This window comes from Streptomyces sp. NPDC023541 (genome assembly GCF_055559995.1).
The window spans coordinates 17952-42537 of record NZ_JBVHJO010000025.1 but is presented as its reverse complement, the minus strand read 5'-3'; the positions used below and the strand labels follow the sequence as shown (position 1 = coordinate 42537).

21 protein-coding genes and 4 pseudogenes are annotated in these 24586 nt (G+C 70.4%); 15 read left to right on the top strand and 10 right to left on the bottom strand.

What is annotated here, in order from left to right; genetic code table 11:
- Positions 1–5 precede the first annotated feature (5 nt).
- Positions 6–1001, top strand: a complete 996-nt coding sequence (locus tag ACZ3X1_RS34820; protein ID WP_467283218.1) for a helix-turn-helix transcriptional regulator — start codon at positions 6–8, stop codon at positions 999–1001.
- A gap of 99 nt (positions 1002–1100) precedes the next feature.
- On the opposite strand, the gene ACZ3X1_RS34815 is transcribed toward ACZ3X1_RS34820, so the two are convergent.
- Positions 1101–2006 carry a LysR family transcriptional regulator gene (locus ACZ3X1_RS34815; RefSeq protein WP_467283273.1) on the bottom strand — a complete coding sequence of 302 codons (906 nt, stop codon included), beginning with the start codon at positions 2004–2006 and terminating at the stop codon, positions 1101–1103.
- Positions 2007–2144: 138 nt separating this feature from the next.
- Between ACZ3X1_RS34815 and ACZ3X1_RS34810 the strand changes: the two genes are divergently transcribed.
- The 7 genes from ACZ3X1_RS34810 (at position 2145) to ACZ3X1_RS34780 (ending at position 8557) form a co-directional block, all read left to right on the top strand.
- Positions 2145–2966 (top strand): inositol monophosphatase family protein, encoded by an 822-nt coding sequence (locus tag ACZ3X1_RS34810; protein ID WP_467283216.1) that lies wholly within the window; start codon positions 2145–2147, stop codon positions 2964–2966.
- A gap of 61 nt (positions 2967–3027) precedes the next feature.
- Entirely contained in the window at positions 3028–3624 is a 597-nt protein-coding gene (locus ACZ3X1_RS34805) for an NADPH-dependent F420 reductase (RefSeq protein WP_467283212.1), read from the top strand.
- Positions 3625–3789: 165 nt separating this feature from the next.
- Positions 3790–4401 carry a 2Fe-2S iron-sulfur cluster-binding protein gene (locus tag ACZ3X1_RS34800; RefSeq protein ID WP_390077694.1) on the top strand — a complete coding sequence of 204 codons (612 nt, stop codon included), beginning with the start codon at positions 3790–3792 and terminating at the stop codon, positions 4399–4401.
- Positions 4398–5417, top strand: coding sequence for an FAD binding domain-containing protein (locus ACZ3X1_RS34795; RefSeq protein ID WP_390077632.1), 1020 nt, complete (start codon positions 4398–4400; stop codon positions 5415–5417). Before ACZ3X1_RS34800 ends, ACZ3X1_RS34795 begins: the two co-directional genes overlap by 4 nt.
- Positions 5418–5446: 29 nt before the next feature.
- The gene (locus ACZ3X1_RS34790) at positions 5447–7558 is read left to right on the top strand and encodes a xanthine dehydrogenase family protein molybdopterin-binding subunit (RefSeq protein WP_467283206.1); all 2112 of its coding nucleotides are present in this window, start codon (positions 5447–5449) and stop codon (positions 7556–7558) included.
- Between the two features lie 177 nt (positions 7559–7735).
- A complete protein-coding gene (locus ACZ3X1_RS34785) occupies positions 7736–8008 on the top strand; it encodes a hypothetical protein (RefSeq protein WP_467283202.1) in 273 nt (90 codons plus the stop codon).
- 246 nt (positions 8009–8254) lie between these two features.
- Positions 8255–8557 (top strand): VWA domain-containing protein, encoded by a 303-nt coding sequence (locus ACZ3X1_RS34780; protein WP_467283198.1) that lies wholly within the window; start codon positions 8255–8257, stop codon positions 8555–8557.
- Between the two features lie 7 nt (positions 8558–8564).
- Here the strand turns inward: ACZ3X1_RS34780 and ACZ3X1_RS34775 are convergent, their stop codons facing one another.
- Complete coding sequence (locus tag ACZ3X1_RS34775) at positions 8565–9323, bottom strand: RHS repeat-associated core domain-containing protein (protein WP_467283269.1); 759 nt, start codon at positions 9321–9323, stop codon at positions 8565–8567.
- A 211-nt stretch (positions 9324–9534) separates the two neighbouring features.
- Positions 9535–9765 (bottom strand): hypothetical protein, encoded by a 231-nt coding sequence (locus tag ACZ3X1_RS34770; protein ID WP_467283195.1) that lies wholly within the window; start codon positions 9763–9765, stop codon positions 9535–9537.
- Positions 9766–9964: 199 nt separating this feature from the next.
- Here ACZ3X1_RS34770 and ACZ3X1_RS34765 point away from each other — a divergent pair, with 199 nt between their 5' ends.
- Complete coding sequence (locus tag ACZ3X1_RS34765; protein WP_467283191.1) at positions 9965–10783, top strand: hypothetical protein; 819 nt, start codon at positions 9965–9967, stop codon at positions 10781–10783.
- Positions 10784–11074: 291 nt separating this feature from the next.
- Here the strand turns inward: ACZ3X1_RS34765 and ACZ3X1_RS34760 are convergent, their stop codons facing one another.
- The gene (locus ACZ3X1_RS34760; protein ID WP_467283188.1) at positions 11075–11428 is read right to left on the bottom strand and encodes a hypothetical protein; all 354 of its coding nucleotides are present in this window, start codon (positions 11426–11428) and stop codon (positions 11075–11077) included.
- 456 nt (positions 11429–11884) lie between these two features.
- Here ACZ3X1_RS34760 and ACZ3X1_RS34755 point away from each other — a divergent pair, with 456 nt between their 5' ends.
- Positions 11885–12166, top strand: coding sequence for a hypothetical protein (locus ACZ3X1_RS34755; RefSeq protein ID WP_467283185.1), 282 nt, complete (start codon positions 11885–11887; stop codon positions 12164–12166).
- Here the strand turns inward: ACZ3X1_RS34755 and ACZ3X1_RS34750 are convergent.
- Positions 12150–13352 (bottom strand): annotated as a pseudogene (locus ACZ3X1_RS34750) (IS110 family RNA-guided transposase). The gene ACZ3X1_RS34755 and the pseudogene ACZ3X1_RS34750 overlap by 17 nt on opposite strands.
- 333 nt (positions 13353–13685) lie before the next feature.
- Here ACZ3X1_RS34750 and ACZ3X1_RS34745 point away from each other — a divergent pair.
- Positions 13686–14207: a hypothetical protein gene (locus ACZ3X1_RS34745; RefSeq protein WP_467283181.1), complete on the top strand. Its 522-nt coding sequence runs from the start codon at positions 13686–13688 to the stop codon at positions 14205–14207.
- Between the two features lie 507 nt (positions 14208–14714).
- Here the strand turns inward: ACZ3X1_RS34745 and ACZ3X1_RS34740 are convergent.
- Entirely contained in the window at positions 14715–15626 is a 912-nt protein-coding gene (locus ACZ3X1_RS34740; RefSeq protein ID WP_467283178.1) for a hypothetical protein, read from the bottom strand.
- Between the two features lie 685 nt (positions 15627–16311).
- On the opposite strand from ACZ3X1_RS34740, the gene ACZ3X1_RS34735 reads away from it, so the two are divergent.
- Positions 16312–17586 carry a glycosyltransferase gene (locus ACZ3X1_RS34735; protein WP_467283174.1) on the top strand — a complete coding sequence of 425 codons (1275 nt, stop codon included), beginning with the start codon at positions 16312–16314 and terminating at the stop codon, positions 17584–17586.
- A 128-nt stretch (positions 17587–17714) separates the two neighbouring features.
- On the opposite strand, the gene ACZ3X1_RS34730 is transcribed toward ACZ3X1_RS34735, so the two are convergent.
- From ACZ3X1_RS34730 to ACZ3X1_RS34720, 3 genes and pseudogenes are all read right to left on the bottom strand, one after another.
- On the bottom strand, positions 17715–18929 hold the full coding sequence (locus ACZ3X1_RS34730) for a hypothetical protein (RefSeq protein ID WP_467283171.1): 1215 nt from the start codon (positions 18927–18929) through the stop codon (positions 17715–17717).
- A gap of 1148 nt (positions 18930–20077) precedes the next feature.
- Positions 20078–20611 (bottom strand): annotated as a pseudogene (gene tpg / locus ACZ3X1_RS34725) (telomere-protecting terminal protein Tpg).
- A gap of 5 nt (positions 20612–20616) precedes the next feature.
- A pseudogene (locus ACZ3X1_RS34720) lies at positions 20617–20973 on the bottom strand (telomere-associated protein Tap); the annotation flags it as partial.
- A 200-nt stretch (positions 20974–21173) separates the two neighbouring features.
- On the opposite strand from ACZ3X1_RS34720, the pseudogene ACZ3X1_RS34715 reads away from it, so the two are divergent.
- Positions 21174–21236 (top strand): annotated as a pseudogene (locus ACZ3X1_RS34715) (hypothetical protein); the annotation flags it as partial.
- A gap of 259 nt (positions 21237–21495) precedes the next feature.
- Here ACZ3X1_RS34715 and ACZ3X1_RS34710 read toward each other — a convergent pair.
- Positions 21496–22287, bottom strand: coding sequence for a hypothetical protein (locus tag ACZ3X1_RS34710; protein ID WP_390077628.1), 792 nt, complete (start codon positions 22285–22287; stop codon positions 21496–21498).
- A gap of 671 nt (positions 22288–22958) precedes the next feature.
- Between ACZ3X1_RS34710 and ACZ3X1_RS34705 the strand changes: the two genes are divergently transcribed.
- Positions 22959–23192, top strand: a complete 234-nt coding sequence (locus ACZ3X1_RS34705) for a hypothetical protein (protein WP_467283169.1) — start codon at positions 22959–22961, stop codon at positions 23190–23192.
- 304 nt (positions 23193–23496) lie between these two features.
- Complete coding sequence (locus ACZ3X1_RS34700; RefSeq protein ID WP_390077624.1) at positions 23497–24297, top strand: DUF4328 domain-containing protein; 801 nt, start codon at positions 23497–23499, stop codon at positions 24295–24297.
- Positions 24298–24586 lie beyond the last annotated feature (289 nt).

Here is a 24586-nt window from a genome sequence, read left to right as displayed (position 1 = left end):
CCGGCATGATCGAAACCGACCCGCACGACCGGACTCCCGCCCGCACGCAGTACGGCAGCGGGGCGGTGATCCTCGCGGCCGCGGACCCGGTCGCGGACCCGGCCGCCGTACTGCGCGTACTCATCCAGCGCCGACAGGCCCTCCTGAACCGGGAATCGGCGGAGCTGCAATCCCTGCGCACCTATGCCGACCTGCTGGCCCACGAGCTACCGCCGCCACCCGCCTTACCCGCCGGACCTCCGGCCGGCATCGAGATCGTCACCGGCGCCGACTCCGTCGGGGCCCGCCTCGACGCCATGCTCGACTCCGCCGAGACGGAAGTGCTCGTGCTCGACCGCGGCGCGCTCAGGACGTGCCGGGCACCCGCGTCACCCGCGGACGAGCACTCCGGGGAAGCGGGGGAGGCGGGGGAGGCAGAGGCGGGGGCGGAGCGCATCCGCCGTCTGCTGGCCCGCGGCGTCACCGTACGGACCGTCACCGACCGGCGCGGTACCGACTTCCCCGAACGGGCCAGAGAACTGATCGCCCTCACCCGACTCGGCCTCCAGGCCCGGATCGGACAGCGCCTGCCCACCGGCCTGGTCATCGTGGACCGGCGCATCTGCCTGCTGCCCCCACCGCCCTCCGACGACGGAGGAGCCGACGGAGCGGCCCTGGTCTTCGGCGACTCCCTGCTGCGCCGCGCCGCACTGCCGCTGTTCGAATCCCTGTGGGCACGGGCCACCCCCGTCGGCAGCCCCGCCAGCCCCCTCACCGAGGACCAGCGGGAACTCCTCGGGCTGCTCGCCTCAGGCCTGAAGGACGAGACCATCGCCCGCCGGCTCGGCGTACACGTACACACCGCCCGCCGCCGGATCACCCGCATGCTGGAGGAACTCGACGCCGACACCCGCTTCCAGGCCGGCGTCCAGGCCGCCATCCGCGGCTGGCTGCAACCGCCGCCCGCCCCGAACGCCGCCACCGATCGGCCGGGATTCCCCCGACCGGCAGGGACGAACTGACGCACGGCCCGGTGGCGTTGACCGGTGACCGGCGACCGGCGACCGGTGACCGGTGACCGGCGACCACTGGCACCCGGTCCGCCAGCGGGGCCGCGCAGCCTACGACGCTCCGCACAGGGCCAGCGCGTCCCGCGCAAGCCCTCGCAACCAGGCGTGGGCGGTGTCGGTGTCATAGCGCTGATGCCACGACAGGTACACCGGCGCCGACGGCAGTTCGAGCGGCATGGGGAGCGCGACCAGTCCGAGACCGGCGGCCATGGAGCGCGTGGTGGCTTCGGGGACGCTGACCACGAGATCGGAGTCGCGCGCAAACGCGAACGCGGCCGCTTCGGTGGGCGCGGTCGCGATCACCTGGCGGCAGAGGCCGAGCCGCGCCAGTGCGTCGTCGACGGCGTTGGCGAGGTTTCCGCGTCGTGAGACGGTGACGTGCTCGGCCGCGGCGTACCGCTGCGCGGTGAGGGGCCCGCCGAGGGTGAGGGGATGCCCCCGCCTCACGACGATGACCAGGCCGGTCTCGCCCACGCTCTCGGCGCGGATGTCCGGTGCGCCGGGGCGGTTGGCGTTCGCCTCCAAATCGACCTCGCCGCGGCGCAACTGCGGTGTGTCGACGCTCGATTCCGCGACGAAGCGCAATCGCACGCCCGGCGCCTGTCCGCGTACGGCCGCGAGCAGCGCGGGCCCGCTCAGGGCCACCAGGGAATCGTGCCAGCGCAGTGTGAAAGTGCGCTCCAAGGTCGCCAGATCGAGCTCGCGGCTCGGTGCCAGTACCCCTTGGACCTGATGCAGCAGCTCGTGCACCTGCGCCCGGACGGCGAGCGCATACGGCGTCGGGGTCATCGTGCGGCCGGTGCGCACCAGGATCTGATCCCCGGTGGTGTGCCGGATCCGGCCCAGGCTCCGACTCATCGCGGGGGCGGTGACGTGCAGGCGCGCTGCCGCCCCGGCCACGCTCCCCTCCTCCAGCAGCGCGTCGAGCGCGGTGAGCAGGTTCAAGTCCAATTGCATGCGAGTAATCCTAGTCGTTCCTGACATGCATTTGAAGTTAACGATGGGGGTCCATACCGTTGAGGCGAAAGCGCACGACGGACCGCGCGGATCGGCCCGGCCGACCGCACCACCCCCTCCTCAGACAGGAGCACCACCATGTCCGAAACGCTGCGGAGCGAGGCCGTCACCACCGCCTCCGACGCCCACCTGCTCGACCAGACTGTGCTCGCCGTGCGTACGGCCGGTTCGGCGCTGCGCGAGCGCTTCGGCAAGGTGGTCCCCTACCGGACCCGCGGAGAGCTGATGGACGCGCTCGCAGCCAACGACGACACGGCCCTCGCGATCCTGCGCCCCCGCCTCACACGCCTCCGCCCGGATGCAGGCTGGGTGGAGGACGAACTCGACGGCGGCGCGCTGCCGCCCGGTGAGTGGTGGGTCGTGGATCCGGCCGAAGGCAACGTCAACCACCTGCACGCCCTGCCTGAGTGGGCGGTCACCGCCACCCTGGTGCGCGACAACCAGCCGGTACTCACCGTGGTCCACGTGCCGTTGACCCAAGAGACCTACACCGCGCTCGCCGGGGCGGGCGCCCACCTCGACGGCCGACCCCTGCGCGTCAGCGAGACCGGGGACCTCGGCCTGAGCATCGTCGCCACCAGCCAGGCCCGGCCGGACGAGGACGAGGAGGTCGTGCGGCGCGTCGGCCGCTCGATCACCGCGATGCTCCTGGACGCCCTCGTCGTGCGCACCGCGGTGCCCGCGACCCTGCACCTGGCGAACGTGGCCGCCGGGAGGGCAGGCGCCTTCTGGCAGTTCGCCGGGGCCCGCGCGGACCTGCTCCCCGGGACCCTGCTCGTCCTGGAGGCCGGCGGACGGATCTCCGACGCCGAGGGCCGCCCCTGGACCCCGCAGAGCAGCGGCTTCCTGGCCGCCGCACCCGGCGTCCACGCCGAGGCCGTTGCGACGCTCTCCCGCTGACCCCTCACGAGAGCCGCAAAGACTCACGAGAACCGCAAAGACCCAAGGGAAACGGATCACCATGAACGACATCGCAGTACTCGGAAACGGCCGCGTCGGCGGCAACCTGGCCGCCGCCCTCACCCGGGCAGGACATCGGGTCACCGTGGCGGACCGCACGCCGGGCGCCGCCGCCGAGGCCGCGCGCACTGCCCGGATCGTCATCAACGCCACACCGGGCGCCGGCTCACTGGAGCGTCTGGCCGCCCTGCGCGAGATATTGCGGGGCAAGATCCTCGTGGACGTCTCCAACGCCACGGCCGACGGCCCGGACGGACTGCCCGCCGACCTGCTCCACCCCGGCTCCAGCCTCGCGGAACAGCTCCAGGAGGCGCTCCCCGGAACCAGCGTCGTCAAGACGCTCAACACCATGCTCTTCTCGGTGATGACCGCGCCGGCCACGCTCGCCCAGGCGCCGACCGCGTTCCTCTCGGGCGAGGACCCGGGGGCCAAGCAGACCGTCTTCGAACTGCTCACCGACCTCGGCTGGCGGAAGGAGTGGATCACCGATCTCGGCGGAATCCGAACCGCCCGCGCCGCAGAGGCCGCGATCCTGTTCGTGCCGCATGTGATCCGTGCCGGCGGACTCGCCCCCTTCGCGGTCTCCATCGCCCGCTGACCCGCCCCCTCGGAGGAGCGCGAGGAGCCGCCCCGAGGTCGCCACGTCGGGGAGGCATGGCGCGGCGGGGCCGGGGGCAGGTGCTAGGGCATACTTCCAGTGATCGGACATGCGTCCCGTAACCGGACATGGAGGACGGTCGTGGCTGCACGTGAACGCAATCCCCTGCAACAGCAGCAGGCCGCCCCACCGTCCGCCGCCGGCCCCGTCCGCTCGCGCGTCACGCTCCGCGTCAACGGCCGCACCCACGTTCTCGACCTGGACAACCGCGTCACCCTCCTCGACGCCCTGCGGGAGCAGCTGGACCTGACCGGTTCCAAGAAGGGCTGCGACCACGGGCAGTGCGGAGCCTGCACCGTCCTCGTCGACGGCCGGCGCGCCAACAGCTGCCTGCTGCTGGCCGTGACCCTGGACGGCTCCGAGATCATCACCGTCGAAGGGCTCGCCGCCCCCGACGGCGCCCTGTCCCCCCTCCAGCAGGCCTTCCTCGACCACGACGCCTTCCAGTGCGGATACTGCACTCCCGGCCAGCTCTGCTCCGCCGTCGGAGTCCTGCGGGAAGCCGCCGCCGGACACCCCTCCCACGTGACCGGTGCGGCCACCGCGGCCGACACCGCCCGCCCCGTCGTCCTGAACGCCGAAGAAATCGGGGAGCGGCTCAGCGGCAACCTCTGCCGCTGCGGCGCCTACAACGGGATCGCCGACGCCGTAGCGGCCTGCGCCGCCGCCGAGACCACCGACCGGACCCCGCCCCCGACCCCGGACGTGATCGCGTGAAGCCCTTCGCCTACGTGCGGGCCACCAGCCTCCAGGAAGCGGCGGCCGCCCACGCCGGCCGCCCCGGCTCCCGCTACATCGCCGGGGGCACCAACCTGGTCGACCTCATGAAGCACGGCGTCGAGACCCCCGACACCCTCATCGACCTCACCCGGCTGCCCCTCCACGACATCCAGGAACTGCCCACGGGCGCGCTCCGGATCGGGGCCGGTGTGTCGAACACCGACCTGGCCGTGCACCCCCTGGTCCGGACCCGCTACCCCGCCCTCTCCCAAGCCCTCCTGGCCGGCGCGTCCGGGCAGCTGCGCAACGTCGCCACCACCGGCGGGAACCTGCTCCAGCGCACCCGCTGCCCGTACTTCCAGGACGTGTCCAAGCCCTGCAACAAGCGGGAACCCGGTACCGGCTGCGCCGCCCGCGACGGAGTGCACCGCGACCACGCCGTCCTCGGCCACTCCGCGCACTGCATCGCCACCCACCCCTCGGACATGGCCGTGGCCCTCACCGCCCTGGACGCCGAGATCGAGCTCTATGGCGGCGAGCACGGCACCCGCCGGGTGGCGGCGGGCGGCTTCCACCGGCTGCCCGGCGAGAACCCCGAACGGGACACCGTCCTGCGCCCGGGCGAGATCGTCACCGCCGTGCTCCTGCCCCCGCCCGCGCCCGGAGCGGTCTCCCTCTACCGCAAGGCCCGCGACCGCGCCTCGTACGCCTTCGCCCTCGCCTCGGTGGCCGCCGTGCTCCAACTCGACGACGACCGCGTACGCCACGTCGCCATCGCCCTCGGCGGTCTCGCCCACCGGCCCTGGCGCGCCACCACCGCCGAGGAACGGCTCACCGGCGCCGTACCCACCGAGGAGGCCGTACGGGAAGCCGTCGACGCGGAGCTGGCCGCGGCCCGGCCCCTGCCCGACAACGCCTTCAAGGTCGACCTCGCCCGCAACCTCGCGCGCGACGCCCTCGCAACGCTGATCCGCTCCGCCTCCGGCGCTCCTCCCGCCCGCCCCCGGCCGTGACCGCTCCCCGAACAGAAAGGGGACCCGCGATGCCCCCCACGCCCGACAGCCCGTCCGCCCTCGGCAGCCCGGCCCGGCGCAGCGAGGGACGCGAGAAGGTCACCGGAGCCGCCCGGTACGCCGCCGAGCACACACCCCCCGACTGTGCCTACGGCTGGCCCGTGCCCGCCACGATCGCCCGCGGCCGTGTCACCTCCGTCGACACGGCGGCCGCCACCGCCGCGCCCGGTGTCCTCGGCGTGCTGACCCCGTACGACGCACCGCGTCTCGGCGCTGCAGAGGACCCCACCCTGCACCTCCTCCAGGACCTGCACGTGCCCCACCGCGGCTGGTACGTGGCCCTGGCCGTCGCCGACACCCTGGAGGGCGCGCGGGCCGCCGCCGCCCTGGTGCGCGTCACCTACGAGACCGACCCCCACGACGTGACCCTCACCGTCGACCACCAGCGCGCCTACACCCCCGAAGAGGCCAACGGAGGCCACCCCGCCCACCGCGAGCAAGGTGACCCGGACGCGGCGCTCGCCGCCGCCCCCGTACGGATCGACTGTGCCTACGGCGTGGGGCCCCTGCACAACCACCCCATGGAACCGCACTCCGCCGTCGCCGACTGGGACGAGGAACGCCACCACCTCACCGTGCACGACTCCAGCCAGGGCGCCGGCCCCGTCCGTGCAGCGCTGGCCGCACTGCTGAAACTGACCGAGGAGGAGATCACCGTCGCCTCCGAGCACGTGGGCGGCGGTTTCGGCTCCAAGGGCACCCCGCGCCCTCACGTGGTCCTGGCGGCGATGGCCTCGCGACGCTACGGCAGGCCCGTCAAACTCGCCCTGCCGCGCGCCCACCTGCCCACCACCGTCGGCCACCGGGCGCCCACCCTGCACCGCATCCGGCTCGGCGCCCGGACCGACGGCACGCTGACCGCCCTGACCCACGAGGTCACCACCCACACCTCCCGCGTCCGCGAGTTCGTCGAACAAGCGGCGGTGCCGGCCCGCGTCATGTACGCCGTGCCCGACATCCGCACCACCCACCGGGTCGTCACCCTCGACGTGCCCACCCCGTCCTGGATGCGCGCCCCCGGCGAGGCGCCGGGCATGTACGCCCTGGAATCGGCGATGGACGAACTCGCGGACACCCTCGGCATCGACCCGATCGAGCTGCGCGTGCGCAACGAACCCCGCACCGAACCCGACAGCGGCCTCCCCTTCAGCAGCCGCCACCTCGTCGAGTGCCTGCGCGAGGGGGCCGAGCGCTTCGGCTGGGCCGACTGCCGCGAGCCCCGCCGGCAGGGCCCGTACCTCACCGGCAGCGGAGTGGCCGCCGCCACCTACCCCGTCCTCGTCGCACCCTCTACCGCCCGGGCGCACGCCCTTCCCGACGGCCGCTACCTCGTCGAAATCAACGCCACCGACATCGGGACGGGCGCCCGCACCGTTCTGGCCCAGGTGGCAGCCGATGCCCTGCGGGTTCCGCTCGACTCCGTGTCCGTCGCCATCGGACACACCGGCCTGCCCCCGGCCTCGCTCGCCGGAGGCTCCTCGGGCATCGGCTCCTGGGGGTGGGCCGTCCACGACGCCTGCACTGCCTTGACCGCGCGCCTTGAGCGCCACCCCGAGCCGTTGCCGGCCGCGGGACTGTCCGCGTCCGCCGACACCACCCAGTCCGCCAAGCAGAAGTCCCCTTACTCACGCCATGCCTTCGGTGCGCACTTCGCCGAGGTGCGGGTCGACACGATCACCGGGGAGGTCCGCGTACGGCGCATGCTCGGCGTCTTCGCCGCCGGCCGCATCCTCAACCCGCTCACCGCACGGTCGCAGTTCAAGGGCGCCATGATCATGGGACTCGGCATGGCGCTGACCGAACACAGCACGATGGACGCGGAGTTCGGCGACTTCACCGAGAGCGACCTCGCCGCCTACCACATCCCGGCGCACGCCGACGTACCCGCCATCGAGGTCCACTGGATCGACGAACACGACAAACACCTCAACCCCATGGGCAGCAAGGGGATCGGCGAGATCGGCATCGTCGGAACGGCGGCCGCGATCGGAAACGCGTTCTGCCACGCCACGGGCCACCGGCTGCGCGAACTCCCCCTGACACCCGACCGCGTACTGACCGCACTCGGCAGCGCCGGCTGAGATGAAACGGCGGGGACGGGGTTGCCCTCCGCGCTTCATCGTGCCCTGATCTCCGCCAGAGCTTGACGTTCCGCCTGCCGTTATCCTTTCGAGACGCGTTCGCAACAACTCCGTCGGCTCCAACTCCCCTTCTCGGACATCACATTCGCAGACACCGTCCGTCCGAATGGGGACACCATGACGTTGCGCACGCCCAGCCGCGACCGCGACCGCAACCACGGCCTTCACCAGCACCGCGGCCTTCGCCAGCACCGCGGCCTTCGCCACCACCGCCGCCCGGCGGGACCGCCCGTGCTCTGCATGCTCGCCGTGCTCGCCGCCGACAGCGGCCACGACCGCAGCAGCGGCACCTCCCAGGAGACCGGCCGGCCGACCCGCGGCGGCAACCCCGCCCCGGCCCCCGCCCAGGGCGCGCCCGGCGCCCTCGACCGGGCCGGCGGCACCTCGTAGCGCGAGCACGACGGCCGCCGCACCGAGGCGCCGCCCGCGGACCACCTCTCCACCTTCGCCCTGGCCGTGGACACCGCGAGCTGGGGATACGCCCGCCGAACCTCGCCGACGGCAGCCTGCCCGACCCCGGGACCGTTCGTCCGGAGGAGCTCGTCAACAGCTTCCGCCAGGACTACCGGCAGCCGGACGGCACGGACTCTCCGTGACCTCGACGGCGCCCGCACCGACGCCGCGGGCTGGTCGCTGATGCGCGTCGGACTCGCCACCCGAGACGGCCTCGGCCACGACCGGCGTCCGCCCGCCGCCCTCACCTTCGTCGTCGACATCTCCGGCTCGATGGCCGAGCCCGGCCGCCTCGACCTGGTCCGCACGTCCCTGGACCTGATGACCGACCGGCTGCGCGGCGACGACTCGGTCGCCGTCGTAGCCTTCAGCGACAAGGCCGAGACCCGGCTCCCCATGACCGCCTGTACGGCAACCGCGAGCGGGTGCACCAGGTCGTCGACCTGCTGCGCCCCACCGACTTCACCAACGTGGAGGCCGGTGTGACCCGGGGCTACGACATCGCCGTCGAGGGCCGCCGGGCGGACGCCACCAACCGCGTCGTGCTGCTGTCCGACGCCCTCGCCAACACCGGCACCACCTCCGCCGACGTTCCGGCGACCGCGTCGTAGATGGCCTTCTCCCAGCGACGCATCTGTGGCGTGTTTGTCGGGTTTTGTGTGATGCAAAACAGATTGTCAAGGGTGTCCCCTGACCCGCCGAGGATTCGCGCAAGGAGATGCCCGCGCGCGTGGTTGTAGTCGTCTCCGTTGAGGAATCCCGGGGGCCTGAGTGACTGGTTGACATGCGTGCCCTCATTGAGCATGTCGCGCGTGATCGTGGCATGCATCTCGTAGGGGCGGCCGTGCTCGTCGCGTACGAAGCGGACACGGCCGCCCCAGGTCGGGTCGGCCGAGCAGCCTGCCAGACCCAGTGGATCCCAGAGGGTGAACGGGTTGGCGACGTAGGTGTAGTGGTTGATGGCCGGCGCGAGGCCGAGGGAGTCGGGGCTGATGTAGCGTCCGGTGGCCGGGTCGTAGTAGCGGTTGAAGTTGTAGTGGAGGCCGGTCTCAGGGTCGAACGACTGACCGGGGTAGCGCAGTGGCGTGTACGCAGTTGCGTCGCGATTCCACTGCGTCGCCCCCCACACGGTGCTGCGCGCACGCCAGGCGATTGACCCGTCGGGGGTGACCAGGGCCGTGGGTGCCCCGGACAGATCGGCGACCGCACTCCGTTCAGCGGCCTCGACCGTCCGGCCATGATGTACGCCCATATCCACACACCGCCCGCACCTCCCTCCAGCCACCGCCCGGATCTGTCACCCCGTCTCGACGCGCTGCTGGCCGAACTCCTTGAGGGCGGCCGGACGTACGAGCGGACCTGGCTGCCGTGCGGGCGGGGTGTCGGCGCGCGGCTGTCGCGATCGGCAAGCGCGTTGCCGTCGGCTTCTGACTCCGGGCTTGTGCCGAGGCCGTCGACCGGGTTCATCGGCGTGCGCGCCAAGTGCCGTAGAGGGCGGCGACGGCGCTGATGACGCCGGCGAAGCCAGCTTCGCCGACGGTGAGGTAGATGCCGGCGCAGGTGGCGAGGAGCGCGACCAGGACCACGGCGTCGGAGACGCGGCGCGGACCGGGGTCCGTGTCGCGGTTGGCCGGGAGCTGGGCGGGCTCGGGATTGGTGTTGGGCGTCTGCGGGGTGTGGCCGGTGCTGGTCATGACTCCAGAAGAGCGCCCCGCGGCCCTGGTTCCCAGTGATCCGTGCGGGCCCGCCCGGACCCGGATGGTCTTGTGTTTCGGCCGTTGGGGACCGGAACGGTTTCGGACGCGGGGACGCGGCCGGGAGTGTTCGGCGCAATCCGCATACGTACGGCCTCACCGCCCTCTAGCGTGGCTTTCCGCACAGGCAGGGGGGTTGATGGCAACCGAAGCACCCGGGGTCGAGCCGCAGGACCGTGAGGCGATCGACGCCTACGAGGCCGCGCTGGCAGCCTTCGCCGAGAAGCTGAACCTCCTCCACATAGCCGGCGGCTCCCCCTCCTACGCCACGGTCGCCGCCGCCTCGGTGCGGCCGCGCCTGACCACGACCGGCCTGAACGAAATGCTCACAGGCAAGCGCCTGCCAACCCTCGACGCGCTCCTGGAATACCTCCTGGTCGTCACCACCCCCGGCGGTCTGGACAAGCCGGCCGCCGCGAAGTTCCGCGCCGACGCCGCCCTCATTCAGGAGTGGCGCGGGCACTGGCAGGACGCCAAGCTGCTCCAGCGCCGGGCCCAGGCCGCGAACAAGCGGGTGCGGGCCACGGTCCGCCAGGTCCACCACGACGCCGTCCGCGACGCCGAGGCCCTGCGTACCGCCGCGCACACCGAAGCCGAACGGATCCGTACGAGCGCGCGCACCGACGCCGACGCCATCCGCGCGCGGGCCCGCCGCGACGCCAGCGAGCTCCTCGACCGGGCCCGCGAGACGACTGGTGCCGCGTCCTCGGACAGACGCGACCCACAGCGCTCCGGGGGTAGAGCCGTCGGTGTCGGGGTGCAGCAGGTGCCCGCACGCCCAGCCCTTCGCGGACCTCGTCGAAGTACTCCGCGTCCTCGGGCTGTCCAGGGTCCGTGTCGGGGAGGCGGCGGGCGAGCGCGGCCAGGAGGCGCGCGGCGTCACCGTGGCCGTGCCGGGCGGCCTCGGCCACCAGGAACCGTGCCTCGTCCGTCCAGTCGGCCCCTATGCGCAGTGTGAGCGCGGCCATGCGGAACATCGCTCCCGGGTGGCCGGCAGAGGCGGACTCGCCTAGCCAGTCCGCTGCCACGGTCAGCTCACCCCGGCGCAGGGCCTTCGAACCGAGCAGGTACAGCGAGTTCGCCCGCTCCCACCCGTCCCGGTCCAGCCGGTACAAGCCGCTCAGCGGACCGAAGTCCCCGTGCGGCCGGTCCCAGAAGTCCTCCGGCCCGGCCAGCTTCGCCAGCAGCTCCACCAGCCCGGCCGACGGCGGAAGGCCGCGGCTGTCGTGGTTCAAACGGGTCACCACCGTCACCTGTCCCTCTCCCTGCGTCCTGATGATTTCCGGTGCGCATCACGGATGAACGCCTGCAGCGCGTGCCGCAGCTCCACAACCGCGTTGTGACGCTCCTGGTGGAGTCGTCGGGCGCGTATGCCGAGGGCGGCAGCGATCTCGACGCCGGTCAGGCCCTGGATCTGCAGCCGCACCACCTGCCGGCGCACCGACGACGACATCGCGTCGATCGCTCCCACCAGCAGGTCCCGCATCGGGTCCAGATCCCCGACCGCCACCTGCTCCGGCGACGGGGCCAGCGACGTGGCGGACGACCCCACCCTGTCCGCGACCAGTTCCTGACGGGCCTTCGCGTTGGATCCCTGGCACATCGGCCGGCCTCCAGGACCGTTTCATGGTGCCGATGCACTCGGCGCCGCACGCGCATGTTTCAGGAGTACCGGCTCCGCGTCGCCACGGCGACCGCCCAAGCGATGCGCCCGGCGGTTGAGCGTAGACAGATCGAGCGCGATGCCTCCGGTCTTGCGACAACCCACGACGTCGCCTGGTCCTTACGGCCTGCGAGTCCTACGCCGGGACAGAAAGGCCGCGATGGGGTCGCGGACTTGCTGCTTCCCCCGGTTTGATCATCTCCGCTTATGACTGTCATATGGAAACCGGCGTTGTTCAATGGGTCGGCGTGGCGGATGGTGGTTCTCGGCATGCCGCCGGTCTGGCATTGACCTTTTCGCAGGCGGCCGGTCCTGTCTGTCGACGGGCTGTCCGTGATGGGTGATCGCCCATTAAGGTAGGGGAACTTGAAGCATCTTATTGTGTCCACTGGACGTGTGGCTGGAATTTTCATCCTGGCGGCTAGTGCATCTGTTCTTTCTGGCGGGACCGCATCTGCGGCAGTCAACTGGAAGCCTTGGGTGCCGGTGCAGGGCGCGATATGCGAGGACACCATCACGCACCCGGTTTACACGAGCGTGGGATTTCAGGGCTGTTATTTGGAGAATGACAATCATGATGCGCAAATGGTACTCATCGTGGGGGGGGGCTCTATGTCCTTCGTCAAGGACATGGTGTCGGGTATCGGGCTGTTTGGGATGGTCATGCGGCGAGGGTGACGGTGGGGGTTCTGGGCTCGTAGAAGGTGCCGTCGCGGAGCATGGCGAACAGGACGCTGATGCGTTGGCGGGCGAGGCGCAGGAGCGCCTGGGTGTGGGTTTTGCCGCGGGCTCTTTGCCGGTCGTAGTAGGTGCGGGAGGCCGGGTCGGCGTTCATGCAGGCGAAGGGGGAGAGGAACATGGCGCGTTTGAGCTGCCGGTTTCCGCCTCGTGGCGCGTGTTCGCCGTGGATCGAGGTACCCGAGGATCTGGTGGTGGGGGCGAGGCCGGCGTAGGCGGCGCTGGGGAAGCTGGTGCCGTCGCCGACGGTGACCAGCAGGATTGCGGCGGTCCTGACTCCGACTCCCGGCATCGAGGTCAGGACCTGGTGAAGAGGGTGAGCCTCCAACAGGGTGCTGATCTGGGCTTCCAGCGCCCGGCGCTGGTCGCGAACCGCCGCGAGCGAGGCGGCCAGGGACGGGATCACGATGTCGAGGGTGCCGGTTCCCGGGACCACGACGGTCTGTTCCTCGAGAGCGTCGAAGACGTCGTCGATCAGCCGGACGGCCATGCGTGGGGCCTTGGGGTGGATCAGTTCGACGAGTCTGCGGCGGCCGGCCTTCCTCAGTGCGGCCGGGGATCCGTAGCGCTCGAGGAGTCAGGTGACCGCAGGGTGGTCCAGCCGCGGTCCCAGGACTCGTTCGAGGCTGGGGTGGGATTGGGTCAGCGGGCCGCGTATCCGGTTCGAAGTGCGGGTGGCCTCGGCGGCGAGGTCCTGGTCGAAGCCGGTCAGCACCGTGAGCTCGGCGGTGATCTCGTCGGTCAGCTCCAGCGACCGCAGGACGTGCGGCAGGGTGCGGGCAGTGTCCGCGATGACCGCCCCGTCCTTCGCGTCGGTTTTCGCCTCGCCCGGATAGAGATCGGCGATCCGCCTCATGGCGAGTCCGGGCAGGTAGGCGACCTCGCAGCTCGCGTCGCGCGCCACGGTCAGCGGCAGAGCCCCGATCAATGCGGGCTGGTCCACGATCACCAGCACCGTGCCGAGCTTCGCGATCAGCTTGTCGAAGACGGCCCGCAGTTTCGGTTCGCTGTTGGGCATCGGCTTGTCGAAGACTTTTTTGCCCGCCGGCGTCAGCCCGTGGCCATGGTGGGCGCTTTTGCCGACGTCCATACCCAGGAAGACGCCCACATCGCCGGTGTTTAACATCGCACCCCTCCTGGGTGGTTGACCTGGCCGGCCTTGGCGTTGGCACCGTGCTCGCGCATCCACGTTATGCAGACCTGCCGCCCACGTCTCTGTCCGGCATTGCGCCGGGCCGGGCGGTGGCCGGGTCTCTCATCAGCGGCTCCGACGGCACCCCACGGACCCGGCGACACCACCCCCCAGGTCATCCGTTCGACAGAGGGGACACAGTCATACCGGGCCCGGAGGCCAGCGGCCCCATTGCAGGACCGCGAAAAAAATAACGGGGGGGGCGCTCGTCCGAGGCGGTTTCGGGTCAGGGCCGTGTCGCTTCCTCGGTCCCGGCATTGACCGGGCATGACCACGATCAAGCGCGCGGCGGTGGCCGTGACGGCGGTGGCGGCGCCGGCCGCCCCCTCCGCCACGGCTGCCCCGGCCTACAAGTGCGCGAGCAGTACGAAGGACATTGACGACAGCAGCTATGACGGGCCGTGGCCGGACAACTGGAAGGTGACGGTGAAGACGTGCGCGGCCCGGTCCGGGGGCACCGTATACGCGTATGCCGAAGCGAAGTGGGACGGGCCCGCGTTCCGCGAGGTGGACGATCCGACGATCTTCGACGGGGCCAAGCTGCGGTTGCAGATCAAGCAGGCCCGCGAGGGCACCGATCCCGTGGTGGTCGAGCGGGACTTCACGGCGATGGAGGGGCGGCTGGAAGACAGCACGTCGAGCGCCAATTGCGACGGTTACTACCGCACGCCGACGATCAGTCATCGGGCCGGCCCCGGCGCCCTGGCCGACTCGGTTCTGTTCCTGGACTGGCACGGCGACGGCCGCGGCTACGGACGCCATGACTACACAGGCTCGCCCACCGTCTGACCAGCGCAGCAGTCAAAGTGGCCAGCTATCCCGCAGCGTCACATGCCGGAACCTCCTCTGAGGTGTCGATGTCGTTGAATCGGCCCACGGGCCCCGGGTGGTGTCATGGCTGACCCCCGGGCCCGTGGCGTGTCCGGACTGGGTTACACCTTCGGGGTCCACACGGGACTGAACAGGTAAGCAGGCCTTTTCGGCAGATGGGTGGACGGTCATGGCATCTGGGTGAACCTTGCCTGGGCTCTGCACGCGGTTGTGCTCGCGCGACCTCACACTCGCCAGCAGGTCCCGTTGATCACCACTGCGCGGCGAAATACGTTCGCCTGGGGCCCGGCCGCGGGGCAGCACGCGGGACACCAGCAGCCCGGAAGTCGGTGTACGCCACGGGCGCCAGTTCCACTCTCCAGGAAGGGTTGGATGATGAAGCGTCAGTCGCTGCGCAGATCCTGGCTCCAGACCGCCACTATGTTTTCGGCGGCGGGGGCTCTTAGCTTGGTCGTCAACTTCGCCTCATCGATGACCGCTGTGGCCGATGCGATCGACAAGTCTGGCGTCGATCACCGTCTCACGTTGCCAGGCCCAAATGGTGCTCTGAGCGACGATTTCGATCCCCACCCCTCGGGCACCACCCATGATGACCGGTACGGCGGCGGGTGTGGTTACGGCAGCGGCAAGCCTGACCACCACCACCATCCGAAGTGCGTGCGAGGACCCCAAGGTCACAGGGGGGACACCGGGCCGCAGGGCCCCCAGGGTGATGCCGGGCCGCAGGGAAACCAGGGTGCTCAGGGTGACGTCGGCCCGCAGGGCCCCCAGGGCTTTCAGGGTGACGTCGGGCCGCAGGGAAACCAGGGTGCTCAGGGTGACGTCGGGCCGCAGGGAAACCAGGGTGCTCAGGGTGACGTCGGGCCGCAGGGCTTCCAGGGTGCTCAGGGTGACGCCGGCCCGCAGGGCTTCCAGGGCGCCCAGGGCTTTCAGGGTGACGTCGGGCCGCAGGGAAACCAGGGTGCTCAGGGTGACGTCGGGCCGCAGGGAAACCAGGGTGCTCAGGGCGACATCGGGCCGCAGGGCTTCCAGGGTGCTCAGGGTGACGCCGGGCCGCAGGGCTTCCAGGGCGCCCAGGGCTTTCAGGGTGACGTCGGGCCGCAGGGAAACCAGGGTGCTCAGGGTGACGTCGGGCCGCAGGGCTTCCAGGGCTTTCAGGGTGACGTCGGGCCGCAGGGAAACCAGGGTGCTCAGGGTGACGTCGGGCCGCAGGGACCTCAGGGCGCCCAGGGCCCGAGCGTCGGGGCCCAGAGCAGAATCGTCACGGCAACCACCACCACAGGCGACGCCGTTGTCATGTGCCCCAGCGGCACCTTTGCCCTCGGCGGCGGCTACCAGACCGACTCGCAAGGCAACCTTGAGATTATCGAGGATCACCCCATCGGGGGGACTCCGACCACTCCGGCGACTGGCTGGCAGGTGACCGCAAGCGATGCGCGCACAATCACCGTCTATGCAGTGTGTGCGCCGTGAAACTCCCGGGCCGCAAGCCACGCTCGGCCGGCCAGCGCTCACGGACAACTGAGAGACGGCCCCCCAGAGGCCCGTTCCGCGATCAATACCCCCCGGCAACGCGGTGTCTGGCTGGGTTCCACTGCTCAAGCGGACCCCACGACCGCGCCCGCTAATGAGTCCTTGCCCACAGAGCCGGCGGGCAAGGACGGCTCGCAGGCCGAGGCACTGCTTTAAGCAGGCATCAGCAGGGTGATGACAGGGATTTCCCAGTGCGCCGAGTAGCTTCAGGCGGCTTCTGGACCCGGATCCCGTCACCAGTCTCGCCTGGGACAACCTCGGCGTCATCGCCCAACGACAACAGGACGGCCGACGCCCACGCGGCTTACGGCATCGGCCTGAAAATCGATCCAGATTTCGAACCAGCGCTGTACTGCCAAGCCTATCTGCACCCTGGAAAGGCCTTGGCGGAGAAGGGCCGTGACAGCGAGGCCGAGGACGCCTTCGGACTCGCTGTCCGCGCCGACCCATCACTCCGGCAGCTCCTCACGGAACAGTTCCACGATTCCGCGAGCCCAGCACCGACAGCCACTCAGACAGGTACCAAAAGATGACTTCTTCCCCGACCCCGAAGTTCTCTGTCTTCACCCCCACCCACCGACCGCGTTTCCTGGATGAATGCCTCACAACCCTGCAAGCACAGACCCGCTCCGACTGGGAGTGGGTCGTGCTCCTCAACAACGGCGCGCGATGGCGTCCGGAACACCCCGACGACCGTGTCCGGGTGGAGATCGCGGACGACATCCAGGGAATTGGAGCGGCCAAGCGCCGAGCCTGCGAATTGGCACGCGGAGAGATCCTCGTCGAGCTCGACCACGACGACCTCCTGGCAAAGGACTGCCTGGCGGAACTGGCGAAGGCTTTCGATGAGAATCCCGACGTCGTCTTCGTCTACAGCCATACCGCTCAGATCACCGAGGACGGGGGCCGTGACGACACGCGGTTCAACGAGGCGCACGGCTGGCAGTACGAGGAGGTGGATGTCGACGGTCGCCGCCTTTTGCAAGCCGTCTCCATGGCGCCGACGCCGCACAATGTGTCGTTCATCTGGTATGCCCCCAACCACGTGCGGGCGTTCCGTAAGAACATCTATGAGGAGGTCGGTGGGTATGACGCCATGCGCGCTGTTCTGGACGACCAGGACCTGATGTGCCGTCTGTTCCAGGCGGGCGACTTCCACCTGATTCCTCGCTGCTTGTACCTGCAGCGGATGCATCCCCACAACACCCAGAACGACACTGAGGTCAACGCGCACATCCAGCGCGAGACGGTAGCCCTGTACGACAAATACATCGAGGCCAACACGCTCGCCTGGACCAAACGGCGCGGGCTGCTTGCACTGGACCTCGGCGCTGCGCACCGCAAGCCGCCGGGCTACCTGGGCGTGGACCAACACCCAAGGGACGGCGTCGACATCGTTGCGACACTGCCCCAGCCCCTGGACCTCCCTGATGACTCGGTCGGCCTGATCCGAGCGGTGGACTTCCTGGAGCACGTGCCCGCAAAGATTCCGCTCATCAACGAGCTGTACCGCCTTCTGGCGCCAGGCGGCATGCTCCTTTCCCAGACTCCCAGCTCCGACGGCCGCGGCGCATACCAAGACCCGACCCATGTTGCCTACTACAACGAAAATTCGTTCTGGTATTACACCGACAACCAATACCGCGCCTTCGTGCCGGAGATCCAGGCCCGGTTCCAGCGTTCACGGTTGGTCACCTACTACCCGACTGACTGGCACTCCAGGAACCACATCTCTTACGTGCAAGCCAATTTGATCGCCATGAAAGACGGCGCCGAACGGTGTGGTGGCCCCATTCTGGTGTGATGCCCTGAGTGGCTTTGTTCACGAGTAGTGAAGGCTGTTGTTCACCGTCTCGGAAGGCGTCCGAATCGGTCCGTGGTCGATGTTCACGAGAACGGGAGGCACTGCGGCCCTTGGCTGTCCAGATCGGGTCAGGGCAACCACGGGGTGGTCGTGGCGGCCAGCCGTGCTTCGGCGCCTGCCCGTACGTCAGGGGTCTCCATCGGGTCGTTGCGCAGCGCCGTGATCCGCTCCAGGGTTTCGGGGTGGTCCGGCGCGTGGGCTATGCCCAGGAGCCGGGCCCGTTCCTCGCAGTCCCAGAGGGACTCGGTGTGGGCGTAGTCCAGCCCGCCAGGGTCGATGGCGGCCAGTGCCTCCAGGTAGGCGGCCCGCTCGTAGGAGTGCGGGGTGCGCAGCCAGAACCTGCGCAGGTCCGCCACCGCCCCGGCGGCCGCTGGCCCGAAGCGGGCCAGCCGCCTCGCCGTGTCGTCGGGGCCGCACCACGCGCGGCTCCGCCACTGGTCGGCGAGTTCGGCCACGAGGACCGGGACCACCTCGGGGCCGAGATGATCGGCGAGGACGTCAGAGCCAAGCCGGGCCAGCCACTCCCGCTCGTCGCCCACCCACCGGCGCGCGGCCGGAACGGCCAGGGCGCCGAGGCGGTCGACGGCCTGCCTGAGCCGGGGAAGGGGATGGCGGCCGTCCGGGGTGACGAGGGAGGGCACGAGCGGGATCAGGCCCTCCACCGGATCCCGGCGGGACAGCTCGCGCAGGGCGTCGACCCTGCTGCCGGCCTCGGCCAGCAGGCCGAGCAGCTCGTCGTCCGTAAGGCCGGTCGGATCGTTAGGGGTCGGACCCGGATCGGGTCGCTGGACCTCGATCCCGAAGCGGGTCCACGGCTCGGTGAACCACGGCGGCTCCGGCTCACCGCTGATCCTCGCCCGCGCGGCCTCACCCAGGTCCTCCCACCACTCCAGGGGCCAGATGCAGGAGACGGACTCCAGCACGGAGACCCAGTGCGCGCCCTCCCGGACGTGGTTGCGCAGGGCCTCGCGCGCCTCGTCGCAATCATCGAGGGCGAGCAGTTCCAGCACCTCGGCAGCCCGCCTGCACTGACCCTCGTCCCCGGCCAGCAGTTCCACAACCGGCGCCGGCGACATTCCCAGGTCCCGGACCAGCCCGGCGAGGTAGCAGGCGCGGTCGTCGAAGCCGTCCCACCGCCAGTCCCGCCGGATCCCGTCGTAGACGATGGGCGCGGCCTCCAGGGGATTCCGCAGCGCGCGTATGGGGCCCAGGCCACGTCCCCGTTGCAGCAGGCCCTCGACCGAATCGAAGCGGGCATAGGGCATCACGTCGTTATCGCTCATCAACGGGCACCCTGCCCGACCGGGGGGAGCGGCCGCCACGCGATATCGGCCCGGCCCCGACCGGGAGCAGGCTGTCTCTGAGGTCAGCCCGGGCCAGCCGTGATAGGCACGACACTTCCGTACATGAACGGCCCGGCGAACCAGGCTCCCTGTCAGACCCAGCCGAAGGCCGCCTGCCTCCGAAACCCGTGAACAATCGGCCCCGGCCTCAAGGACATCCTGCCTCCCGAACCAGGGTCGAAACTCTGCCCATTCGCAGGTTCTGGCTCAACTTCTGTGGAGCTGCGCCGTGCGCGCTCGTGCCGCGTCGAGCCAAAGCACTGACCTGCTGGTCCTCGTTGTTCCGCGTCCCGGAGTACGGAGCGTCGCGTCACCACAGAAGTTGAGCCAGAACCCATTCGCATCCACGAAGCCAGCCCCTGGATGGCGGGCGCCAGCCCTGGTGGCGGAGTTCAGCGCCTATCGGGCCGTTGACCAGGGCGTATTCCGTCACCCGCTCAGGTTCCAGCGGTTGCGCCTGGACGTGGCCGTAGACGAGGTCCGCGGTACGGGAAAGGGTCGGCCGCAACAGCCGGCTGACCGCCGACGGAGCCGCGCGCTGGCGAACGGCTGCAGGCCCCCGCTTTGTGTCCCCCGCAGGAGTGGGCGCCCCACTTCATCGCCTGCGCGGCCCAGGAGCTGCTGACTGCCGCATCGCTGCCCTGTCAAAGGTGATCCTCGTACCGGCCGCAGGTCGGCCGAAGCGGGAACAGCCGCTCACACAACTCCGGTGTGCATGGCGGTGTCAGTGCCGGGGGTCAACCCTCGTCGGCCCGTGTCACACAGGATGCCGAACAGAGAGCTTCTGTTGCGGGGCGATGGCCGGCTGCGGCTATGGTCGGGCCCAGTCCGTGCCGATAGGGGGTGCGCGGGCGAGGCCCGGTGATCCAGAGCGCTCTGGCGGCAGTAGCACCGGGCCGCCCCACCACTCGATGGACCCCGCGCGAGCCCTGCCCGGACCCCCCGGCCTGCCCTCCTCTATGGGTGCACTGGCGAGCGGAACGTGAACCTTGCCTGCGAGTGGACCAGCTGAGACACCCCCGCCCCAGGCAGGAACGGCGGCGGCGGTCACCAGCAGGGTTACGCCTTCTCGGGCTGGACATGGCCGCCTAGAACGAGACGTCGATGTAGTCGATGTCGATGATTCGACTTCGAGTTGGTCGGCGCGGGGGCCGCCGTCCTTGAAGTAGGTGTTCTGGAGGCCTTCGGCGACGATCGCGCGCAGTTCCGGATCGCCCGCTCTCTGTTGCTGTGCTTAGAACAGCCGGTCGGCGTAGGCGGGTGGGAGGTGGACGGTGAGGCGTCGCATGCGGCCGTCGTCGGTGGTCCCGATGGGTGCGGTGTAGCCGAACCGGGCCCTCGTCTCGACGGTGATGCCGGTGCGGGTGGCGGCTTCCTTTCGCCGCCGGTTGCGCACCACCGGCTGCCAGCGGGCACGCACGGCGGTGTCGATCCGGTCGCTGATCGTCGCCGGTGCGGTAGCGCTCGATCGAGCGCTGGCTGACGCCGAGTTCCGCGGCGACGGCCTTGGTGGTCTTCAGCTTGCCCATCAGGAAGTTGATGCGGCCCTTGAGGGTCTTGGGCGGCTCCCGCGTGAAGGTCTCGCGGTCCGCGCGCTCCAAGGCATCGTCGATGTCCCCCACGGCTTCTATTCTCCTTCGTCCGTGACGGCGTCGCCGCCCTTGATGTGCCTGGCGGGGTTCAGGCCCTTCTCCATGAGGTCCACGGCCCACGCCATCTCCTGGACGCCTTCGACCTTGGCGAGGCCCGGGGTGGTGCCGAGGCGGAAGGCTCCGGGGAGGGGCTTGCCGGAGGTGGTGTAGGGCAGGAAGTCGAGCGGGGACGGCCCGGGGCTGGCGTAGACGACGCAGTCGGACAGCACGCCGAGCGGGTACCGGCCGGTGACCTTCGCGGTGTTGGCCATCTTGCGGTGCATGTTGACCCGCGCCTTGGAGATGACGGCGGCCCGGATGTCGGGGCGCCAGGTCGGGCGCTCCAGAGCCGGGGCCTGCTGAAGCGGATCGACGGCGCTCGCGGCGACCACGGCATCACCCTCTTCGGGGTCGGCGTGGGCAGCGACTACAACGACTCGTTCATGGAACGGCTGACGACAAGGGCGACGGGCACACCGTCTACGTATCCGACGAGGAGGAGGCCCGCAGGGTCTTCTGCGACGAGCTGCCCGCACATGTCGAACCGCGCAACGTGGAACGGTTCCGGCTGATCGGATACGACAACCGACGCGTGGCCGACGACTCCGTCCGTGACGACTCCGTGGACGGCGGCGAGGTCGGCCCGGGCCGCACGGCGACCGCCCTGCACGCGGTGCGGCTGCGGCCGGGCGCGTCCAGACACGTGGCCACCGCCACCGTCCGGTGGCTCGACCCCGACGGCCGGGCCCCGCACGAGGAGTCCGGCCGGGTGGAGGCCTCCGCGCTGACCGGCGGCTGGGAGCAGGCCGCATCCCGCTTCCAGGTCACGGCCGCGGCGGCGTACCTGGCATCGTCGCTGCGGCGCAGTATCCGGCTCAGGCTGCGTCGTAGTCCACTCTCGCGAGAACGGCGCGAAGTGTCCGGGCGCGGTCGCTGTCCTCTGGGACCAGCGACAGGCCTTGGCGTAGACGGCGGACCGTCGTCAACTCGACCCGGCCCGGGCCGATGCTGTCGATCACCGCGCCGACCGCGTGGAAGGCCCAGTACTGGTTGAAGTGCATCTCCTCCGAGAGGGAAGCCTCCACCAGAGCGTTGAGGTACTGCTCCTCCGGCTTCGCGTACAGCCGCGCGTATGCGGTCAGGCGCGTCCCGCCGTCGTCAGAGCCGAGCGCTGCAGGCAGGTCCATGCCGGTCAGCTGCGGGGTGAGTCTCACCAGCTCAGCGAAGATCTGCTCCTGACGGTAGGTCCGTGCGGGGCTGGAGGGTTCTGTCCGACGCAGCTCTGTGAACGCGTTGGTGAGCTGTGCCACCTTTTCCGTCGGTGTGCCACCTGCGACGTTCTCGCTTCCCGAGGTCACCAAGGCCACTCGGGCCTGCCGGGCTGCGTCATCGGCTGCCTGCCGGACCTCCTGCGTGCGGTGCTCAGTTGCGTCGATGCGCTCCTGCAGCCTGCGGTATTGAAGCTTGGTGCCGCCGGGAAGTTCAATGCTCTCAAAGAGGTCACCCAGCCACGGCACCACCGCGATGGCGGCGAGCGCCAGGGTGGTGCCGTCGATCTCCAGAGCGGGATTGACGATGTGAACAACCATGATTGCGATTGCCGTGAGCGAGATCACGTAGGCGATCGGCCGCTTCCTCGGAGGGCCTGGGTTCACCGGTTGGGTCATGTCTCAAGGGTGACAGAAATGCGGGTGCCGGCGCCTGACGGAGGCCGCCGGGCGGACAGAAACCCTTCACGGCCGCTCACCTCGCCGTTGCAGTGCGACGCCGCCGCAGCCGGAGAGAGCGCCCCACGCGGTGAACGGCTCGGCCTGGACGTCGATCCTGCTCCCTCGGCCGACGACCCGCCGACGGCCCGGAGGGCCGGTCGGGGGCGGATCTCGACGAGTGGGAAGTCGGTGTACGGGCAGGCCCGGGTGACGGTACCGGGCGCTTTCAGGGCGTAACAGTCCATGAGTCCGGGGATGCCGGCGCCTCGACGTGCAGGACCGTCGGCAGGTGGCGCTCCAGCGGTCGATCCCATCCGGGTTCTCGTCGATGGCCCCCGCACGGCGCTCAGCTCGGTGGGTTCGACGTAGCCTCGGGACGGACGGAACGACCAGCGCGTCCAAGGGCTGAACGTCGCCGCCGGGCTCCGGAGCGCGTTCGGCGAGCAGCCATGGGGAGGTGCCGAAAGCGGCGACGGTACTTTCGGTGCCCATTGCTGCGGCGGAGAGGCGCAGCCTTCGACGCCCGCCGTCCGCAGGGCCGACCCTGTGTAAAAATGGTGCACAACTGCACGGCCTTGGTGCAACCTTGGTGCACAACGGTCCCCAAGGATCCAAGGAAGGTCGTCACCATGGATGAGCAGCGGCTTCCCGCGCACCCCGACAGCGAGCGGTACTCCGTGACCCTGTGCCCCCCGGCGGTCACCATCGTCTCCGAGCTGACCGCCGCGAGCGGCGTCAGCAAGTCCGACGTGATCAACCGGGCGGTGCTCCTGCTCGGCTTCATCGAGAACGAGCGGGCCAAGGGCAACGACCTGATGGTCCGCGACACCGTCGGCGCCCTGGAGCGCATCCACATCATCTGAAGCACGACCCGCAGGCTTCCGGTGCACCGGCGGACGGACGCGGCCGGTGCGCGCGGGAGCTGGTCGCCGGAGGTATTCCCCGGCTGGGGCGGCCGAACGGGGCATCGTCGACCGGGGAGTGGTGCAGGCATCCGAGGTGGCCGGGGTTCCGCTCGGGATGAGGCCAGGGCACCCGTCTCGTACGCTCTGACCAGCAGGAACTCCCTGGACTCCAGGCATGGGACCGGCATATCTTCTCCGGGGCCCCCGCCCGCCGGGCCGGGGCCCTTCCGTATGTCATCCGTTCCCGTGGGGGTCCACCGTCATGTCCTTCAGCGCGCCCGGCTCGCCGCCGCCTCCGCAGCCGTTCCCGCAGCCGGGCCCGGGCCCGGCCCCGTACCCGGTCCCCCAGCAGGGCCACCCCTACCCCGGGGGGCCGGTGCACATGGCTCCGCCGGCGCCCCAGGGCGAGTTGCGCTCCCCGAACGGCCTCGCGACGGCCCTGACCTGGCTGCTCGGCGCCGCGACCGCGGTGCACCTCTTCTCCGCCGGAGCCGGCGCGTACGAGCAGTCGTGGATGCAGGGGTTCGCGGGGTACACCCACTTCGACGACCTCGAACTCGGTCTGTCCCCCGCGCTCACCATCCTCGCCGGGCTGCTCCAAGTCCTCACGGTGCTGCCCACGGTCGTCGTCTTCATCATCTGGTTCCACCGTGTGCGCAGCAACGGCGGCATCTTCCGCCCCGATGCCTTCACCCTCGGCCGCGGCTGGGCCATCGGCGCCTGGTTCATCCCCGTGGGACACCTGTTCCTGCCCTACCGGATCGCCCGGCAGACCTGGCGGGCCAGCACCCAGCGAGGCCCCGAAGGCTCCGACCGCACGGCGCCCGCCGCCCTGCTGACGTCCTGGTGGGTGGTCTGGGTCCTCGCGGCGATCGTGGGCCGCGTCTTCAGCCGGCTCTACATGGAGGCCGAGACCGTGGACGAGCTGCTCGCTGTGGGAAAGCTCGGGATCGTCGCGGACCTGGCCACCACGATCGCCGGCGTGCTCGCCGTCCTCTTCGTCCGCAGGCTGACGGCGATGCAGAACACGATGGCGACCGAGGGCCCGTACGCGCGGGCCTGACGGACCCGGTTGCCCGTCACACCGGGCCGGCCGCGGCGGTGTCGACCGCGCATACGCACCACGCGCACTGGCCGCCGCCCGGCGGCTGGGCGGCATGGGGACTCTCTGGCGAGCCCACGACGAGCAACTCGGCCGGGAGGTCGCCCTCAACGAACTCCGGCTTCCCGACGACCTCGAAGCGCCCGGGCGCGAGGCCGATGGACCTCGTCCACGGCCGGTCCCGGGACGACCTGGTCCAAGAGGGAGGCCCGCTTGCCCCGCCCATGCGGCCGGCTCAACGAGGAGTGAC